General features: G+C 55.8%; 1 protein-coding gene. It reads right to left on the reverse strand.

Going from position 1 to position 1,295, the window contains the following annotated elements; all coding sequences use genetic code 11:
- Window positions 1–83: 83 nt before the first annotated feature.
- Complete coding sequence (locus J4G38_RS26910; protein WP_226163946.1) at window positions 84–1,073, reverse strand: IS110 family RNA-guided transposase; 990 nt, start codon at window positions 1,071–1,073, stop codon at window positions 84–86.
- Window positions 1,074–1,295 lie beyond the last annotated feature (222 nt).

Below are 1,295 nucleotides of genomic sequence, written 5' to 3' on the forward strand. Positions count from 1 at the left end.
GTTAGAACGACCGACTTTGCTTTGATACTACATACATAGTTAGACACTTAATCTATTTAGTTTAACATGAACTGTGTTAAAAATTAGAGGGGGAGGACAAGTGTTGAGCAAAAGTCCGCTTGGTAAGGCACACCGGATTTGATGATGGCGAAGGCTTGCTTGAGCAGCTTGTTGCAGACCGCAATCAGGGCCACTTTACCGTTTTTACCTTTGGCCACCAATCGGTCGTAGAGGGCTTTGCAGGCCGCGTTGGATTTCTTGGCCGAGAAGCTGCACCTGAACAGTTTGCCGCGAATCAAGCCGCCACCCATTTTGGTGATGCGCACCTTGCCCCGAATGCTGGCGCCCGAGGTGTGCTCGCGCGGGGAGAGCCCGGCCTTGGCGATTAACTGGCGGTAGTTGTCGAGGTGGGCGAAACCGCCGGCGAACAAGAGCAGCATGCCCGCGGTTTTACGGCCAATACCGGGAATGGAGCACAACAGGGCTATTTCCGGCGCAAAGCGCTGTTCCAGCAGCGCCAACAACTCGGCTTCGACGCCCTGCATTTGCTCGTCGAGCCAACGCTTGGTCTGTTCGAGTCGTTGGCGGGCCACGGGGCTGATGACGGGTTGCCGCATTAAGGCTTCCAGGGAGTTGCAGACCATCGTTTTCTGCTTGACTAACTGCTCGGTAACTTGCTCGAGCTGCCGGCATTCGACCAGTACGGTCTCGTCGGGCTGCCAGACCTTCGGGGCTTGTTGCTGGCCGTAGCGCAGCAGCCACTGGGCGTCTTTGCGGTCGCTTTTGCCCTTGCTCAAATGCATCTGAATGAAGCGTTTGATGACCAGGGGGTTCAGTACGGCCACTTGCCCGCCCTGCTCGTGCAGGTAATAGGCCAGGGCCAGGTAGTAGGTCCCCGTCGCTTCCATTACGAACCGGCAATGGTGCCCACAGGCCTGCACCAGCTGCTGAAACCCGGCTGGGGTGTTGCCCACTTCTACGTGTTGCAACTGCTCGTCGTGCAGGTAGCACACGGCCAGCGTGGCCTTGCTCACGTCAATGCCGACGACGGGAAAAGAAAGCGAAGCATCCACGGGGAAGGGCTAAAGAGTGAGAAAACCGCAAAAAAGGACTTCTAGGGAGTCTTTCGCTATCCTGATACAGGCTCTGGCGCCTCATGGAACTGTCCAAAGTGGCCCTAGAAAAGGGAGGGGATTGTCATGTTAAACGGGCTCGAAGCCCCATAAGACGAGAATCTTATTCCTTCCTTTTCCTTCTCGTTAACCCAAATTACGGCGGGCAGGTGAACATAGGAT

Source organism: Hymenobacter terricola, assembly GCF_017921975.2.
Taxonomy (GTDB): domain Bacteria; phylum Bacteroidota; class Bacteroidia; order Cytophagales; family Hymenobacteraceae; genus Hymenobacter; species Hymenobacter terricola.